General features: G+C 70.9%; 6 protein-coding genes. 4 read left to right on the forward strand and 2 right to left on the reverse strand.

The window, feature by feature from the left end; all coding sequences use genetic code 11:
- Positions 1-199 precede the first annotated feature (199 nt).
- From ACIQOV_RS26790 to ACIQOV_RS26800, 3 genes are read left to right on the forward strand one after another with little or no spacing between them, the layout of a single operon-like run.
- Positions 200-1,150 (forward strand): LuxR C-terminal-related transcriptional regulator, encoded by a 951-nt coding sequence (locus ACIQOV_RS26790; protein WP_401052652.1) that lies wholly within the window; start codon positions 200-202, stop codon positions 1,148-1,150.
- Entirely contained in the window at positions 1,140-2,147 is a 1,008-nt protein-coding gene (locus ACIQOV_RS26795) for a LuxR C-terminal-related transcriptional regulator (protein ID WP_401052655.1), read from the forward strand. Before ACIQOV_RS26790 ends, ACIQOV_RS26795 begins: the two co-directional genes overlap by 11 nt.
- Complete coding sequence (locus ACIQOV_RS26800) at positions 2,140-2,766, forward strand: hypothetical protein (protein ID WP_401052658.1); 627 nt, start codon at positions 2,140-2,142, stop codon at positions 2,764-2,766. The genes ACIQOV_RS26795 and ACIQOV_RS26800 overlap by 8 nt, the downstream gene beginning before the upstream one ends.
- A 7-nt stretch (positions 2,767-2,773) precedes the next feature.
- Here ACIQOV_RS26800 and ACIQOV_RS26805 read toward each other — a convergent pair whose 3' ends face one another.
- Complete coding sequence (locus ACIQOV_RS26805) at positions 2,774-3,391, reverse strand: hypothetical protein (RefSeq protein ID WP_143204511.1); 618 nt, start codon at positions 3,389-3,391, stop codon at positions 2,774-2,776.
- A gap of 307 nt (positions 3,392-3,698) precedes the next feature.
- Here ACIQOV_RS26805 and ACIQOV_RS26810 point away from each other — a divergent pair, with 307 nt between their 5' ends.
- Complete coding sequence (locus tag ACIQOV_RS26810) at positions 3,699-3,884, forward strand: hypothetical protein (protein ID WP_401052662.1); 186 nt, start codon at positions 3,699-3,701, stop codon at positions 3,882-3,884.
- Positions 3,885-3,968: 84 nt separating this feature from the next.
- Here the strand turns inward: ACIQOV_RS26810 and ACIQOV_RS26815 are convergent, their stop codons facing one another.
- On the reverse strand, positions 3,969-4,958 hold the full coding sequence (locus ACIQOV_RS26815) for a hypothetical protein (RefSeq protein ID WP_401052664.1): 990 nt from the start codon (positions 4,956-4,958) through the stop codon (positions 3,969-3,971).
- Positions 4,959-5,107 lie beyond the last annotated feature (149 nt).

The following is a 5,107-nucleotide window of genomic DNA, read 5'->3' on the forward strand; positions in this document are numbered from 1 at the left end:
GGGGTCCGCCGTCCCACCCGGTACCGTGACCGCCTGATCCATGATCACGCCGTACCGGCCCACCGGCACCGTGAGCCCGCCGGGCCCACCGGTGCCACGGCTCGTGCGGCGGGGAGCACGGGCAGACCAGGGGAGAGGCGTCCGGCAGGGAGAGTGCGACGTGACGGCGGAACCGGCGGTCACACCGCACCACGGGCCCGTGGGCGAGGAGCCCGACGAGGCCGCCCGGCAGCTCTACCTGGCCATCATCGCCGAGGGCGGCCGCGTCCCCACCGGCGAGGTCGCCGACGTCGACCGGGGAGCGCTCCAACAACTCATCGACATCGGCCTGTTGATGGTCAACCGGATGGACCGCTGCTACACCGCGGTCAGCCCGCGCTCGGTCAGCGACCGCCTCGGCGCCGAACTGCGCAGCGAGGCCACCCGGCTGCTGGTCCGCGCGGAGAACCTCCCGGGCGCCCTGGACGGCCTCACCCGGGCCTACGACGCGATGCCCCGCCCGACCGACCGGGCCGGCGGCGCCGTCCACGTCGAGGGGCACGTCCACATCCGCCAGCGGATCTCCCAACTGGTCTCCGACTGCCGCTCCGAGGTCCTCACCGCCCAGCCCGGCCACCGGCCCGCCGACACCCTCCAGGTCGCCCTCCTCCAGGACGTCCAACTGCTCCAGCGCGGCTGCTCGCTGCGCACCATCTACCAGCCGGTCGCGCTCGCCGACCCGCCCGCCCTCGCCTACGCCGAGGAGGTCATCCGGCACGGCTCGCTCATCCGGGTGCTCGACGAGCCCTTCCAGCGGCTGATCGTCTTCGACCGCTCCGTCGCCGTGATCTCCGCCAACGACGACAACAGCACCGCCGCCTTCATCACCGACCCGGCCACCATCACCTACCTGGTCGGCACCTTCGAACGCGACTGGGCGCGCGCCGACACCGCCGAGGCCGCCGCCCTCGGCCAGGCAACCGCCCGCACCATCCCCGACCGGGTCGGAAGGCTGCTCGCCCGCGGCCTCACCCAGCGCGCCGTCGCCACCCGGCTGGGCCTGAGCGAACGCACCGTCGCCGCCCACATCTCCCGGCTGCGCGACCGCTACGGCGCGCAGACCCTCTTCCAGCTCGGCTGGCTGATGCGAGGCGCCCGCGATGACCGATGAGCCGGGCCCGGCCGAGCGGGCCCTCTACCTCGCCGCCGTCCGGGGCGGCGGCCGGCTGCGCCCCGAGGACCTCGCCCCCGCCGACCGACCCACCCTGGCCGCCCTCGTCGCCCGCGGCCTGCTCACCCCCACCGCCACCGGCTGGACCGCCGCCAGCCCGCGCGCCCTCGGCGACCGGATCGGCCTCGAACTGCGCACCCGCGCCGTCCGCCTGCTGCGGCACGCCGAGCGGCTCCCGGGCACCCTCGGGCCGCTGTCCCGCGCCTACGACGAGGCGCGCAGCCCGGTCGGGGGGCCGCCGGCGGTCGGTTCCCGGGCCGTTGGTTCTGTGGGCTCCCCGGCCACAGGCTCCCCGGCCGTCGCCCTCGGCGGCACCGTCGGCGGCACCGTCCTCGGCGCCGCCGAGGTCCGCGGGCGGGTCAGCGAACTCGTCTCGGAGTGCCGGGAGGAGGTCCTGGCCGCCCAGCCCGGACCGCGGCCGCTCGAAGGACTCCGGATGGCCCTCGCCCAGGACCTCTCGCTGCTCCGCCGCGGCTGCTCGCTGCGCACCCTCTACCAGCCGGTCACCCTCGCCGACGCCGCCGTGCGGAGCCAGGTCGTCCTGCGCACCGGGCAGGGCGCCCAGGTGAGGGTCCTCGCCGAGCCCTACGAGCGGCTGCTGGTCTTCGACCGCGCGGTGGCCGTCATCCCCGCCGCCGAGGACCTCAGCCGGGCCGCCTTCCTCACCGACCCCACCACCGTCGCCTACCTCGCCGCCCGGTTCGAACGCGACTGGGCCCGCGCCACCCCCGCCGGCCGCCACCTCGACCCGCCGTCCGTCACCACCGTGCGGATCGGCCGGCTGCTCGCCCGCGGCCTCACCCAACGGGCCGTCGCCACCCGGCTGGGCGTGAGCGAACGCACCGTCGCCGCCCACATCTCCCGGCTGCGCGACCGCTACGGCGCCCACACCCTCTTCCACCTCGGCTGGCGGCTGCGGGGCGAGCACCATGACTGACACGCCCGCCACCCCGTTCACCGCCGCCCGCGCCCTCCACCCCGCCGTCCTGCGCGAGGGCGGTCGGGTGCGGGCGGCCGAAGTCGGCGCGGAGGACGGGTCGGCGCTCCAACGGCTGGTGGAACTCGGGCTGCCGGTACCGCAGTTGGTGGACGGTTCGTACAGCGCGATGGATCCCCGGGCGGTCGACTGCGCGGCAGGAGCCACCGGACTCGGCTGCGCGATCCGGGTACTGGACCGTCCCTTCACCCGTTTCCTGGTCTTCGACCCCACCGTGGCCGTGATCCCGGCGGCTCCCGACAACACGGTCGTCGCTCTCGTCGAGGCCCCGCGATGCCGGCCTACCCGGTCGGGGTCTTCGAACAACAGTGGCAGCAGGCGCAGGTCGTGGATCGGGTTGCCCCGGCGGCCACTTCGATGGAGCCCGCCGCCCACCAGCAGGTCGGTCGGCTGCTCGCCCGCGGCCTCACGCAGCGGGCGAGCAGCCGACCGGACGGGGCTGAGCGAGCGCACGGTGGCCGGTCACATCGCCCGGCTGCGTGAGCTGTACGACGCGGAGACGCTGTTCCGGTCGGGCCGGCGGATGCGGGGATCCCGGACGGGGGAGTCCGGTGGGTAGCCGCCGCTCAGCCGGTGGCGGCGCCGGTCGGCCAGTAGCCGGGGACGGCGGGTTGCTGCCGGGGGACGTTGAACTGCTCGCCGGGGGCGGTCCAGAAGCCCTCGCGCAGGGAGAGCGCCATGCCCGCCCAGTCGAGCGCGGTCTCGACCGTGTGGTTGAGGGCCTCCTGCGACCAGGTGTCGTCGAAGACCAGCGGCAGGACGGGGGCGACCTGCTCGATGGTGGCGATCAGCGGGTTGTGGGTGATGGCCTCGTCGACCAGGAGGACGATCGGCTTGCGCAGCGCCGACGCCCAGCCGAGCTCCAGGCTCACGCCGGCCGAGAGGGGGGCACCGACGTAGGCGAACACGAGGTCGGCGGACTGGAGGGCGCGGAAGTCGGAGGGGACGCGGGGCTCCGGCGCGCGGCCGGAGATGGTCCAGGCGTCGCTGTGGTGCGCGCTGTACACGGCGGCACCGCTGCGCAGGAGGGTGGTGCGGAGCGTCGTCAGCCGCGTCCGGCTGGCGAGGGTCACCACGCTGTCGGCCGGCCCGGTCAGTCGCATCAGCGGGGCGGCCAGGAACACACGTGCACGCCGACCCTCAGGGGCCTGGCTGTCGTGGTGACGCAGGTAGGGCTCGGTCATGTCGACTCCGGGGAAAGGCCGACCGGGGGAGTGAGTGTCGGCGATGCGTTGGATGTGGTCTGCTCGGTGGACTGATGCCGCTGCTGAACGGTTTAGTATTTGACGGTACATTGGCAAGGTGTGGCGCCCTGCCGAGACCATTGAGGGCGAACTGATCGTCCATCGCATCTCCGTGTCGCGTCCAGGGTTGGCCTGTGTCATCTGGATGACTGGCAGAGAGATGACGCACACCCCCGCATGCGGAAGCAGGTGACAGCCTCCCCCTGGCGTGGCACCATGTGGACCGTTATCCTGCTTGACGCTTCTAGTGGCGATTCTCCAGAAAAGTGAGGGCGTGACTGATATGCACCAATTTGTCCGCGTGGTTGTGCTTTCATTGGTTGCCGTCGCCGCCGTGCTCGGTGCCGGCTCTCTCGTGAGCGCTGCCGACTCGCACGACACGATTGCCGTCAATGCCGCCGTGAGCGTCGCAGACGACATCTCCTGGCAGTGAGCACGGCCGGTAACTGCACGGCCGGGTAACTGCACGGCCGCGTGCCAGAGTATTAACGGACCCGCCTGAAGCCGGCTGGGCGAGTCAGTCGGAAGTCTCCTGCGCCTTTCGGCCGAGGACATATCCGAGTTGGAATAGCGAGTCGACCTTGTAGTCGTCTCGCATTTCGGCTATATGTCTGGCCAGTGTCCGCTCGCTAATTCCAAGGCGTCGCGCGATAACTCGGTGATTGGTTCCTTCGAGCATCTGGTCAATGATCGTCTGACGCAGGCGTGACACGACCTGCTGCGGCACTGTGCGGTCGCCCTCGAATTCCAGGGCCCGGCTCCAGTACTGCTCGAAGACCTCATTGGCAAGATAGTCGACGACGGCCGGGTCGTAGATGAAGGCCGCGAGGCTCATGTCATCGTCGATCGGGATCACCGCCACGCGCCGGTCCATCACTATGAGCCGCGTATAGGGCTCGTCAAGAGTGCGGTACTGGCCGCCGGCTTGGGCGAGTGTGGCGACGTAATCCCTGGTCGGCTGGTGGTATCGGGTACTGGCGTGGTAGATCGTCCGCATCTTCGTCCCACTGCGGAGCGTCTCAAGATCGTATGCGATCATTCCGGCGAGAAGATCCGGCTGCCGGGGGCCGCCAGGTTGGAGCGCCAGGGCCTCCTCGAACCCGGAACCCCTGAACTGCTCCAGCCGCTGCCGAATGAGCGCCTTCCCCCGTACATGCTCTATGGATCCTCCGGACCGCTTCGGGGTGTGGAATTCCCGGGCCAGATCCTGCAGTTCGGAGGGGAGCGATACGGCGCGTGACAGGAGTTCCAGTGCCTGACGTTGCCACGAATGGCTGAGGCTTGTCGAGAGCTGCGCGGGGTCGGCGGCCACGAAAACATTCGGATCATCACTGTCGGGTATGAGAAGGCCGATCCTCACCAGCTCGTCCCGCGCGGGATCATCCTGGTCGACATCGGAGTCCAACGGCAGTTTGCCGTCTCCTCGGATGACGGCGAGATATAGCTCTCGTGCTTCTGGCGAGAGGATGGTCAAGCTGGCGGCAAGGGGTTGCTCTCGTCCACTCATTCGCGACTCCTTGCCGTTACCGTGCTACCTGCGTCCCATCAGCGCTGGTGCTGAACGAGTTTTAGCATGCCAGATCTGGTGAGTCCCCCGGAGAGGGAATACGACCGCACTCTCTCACCGCACGGCAGCCGCCGGCACCCCCCGAGAGG

It is taken from the genome of Kitasatospora sp. NPDC091257 (genome assembly GCF_044757675.1).
GTDB classification, from domain to species: Bacteria; Actinomycetota; Actinomycetes; order Streptomycetales; family Streptomycetaceae; genus Kitasatospora; species Kitasatospora lactacystinica.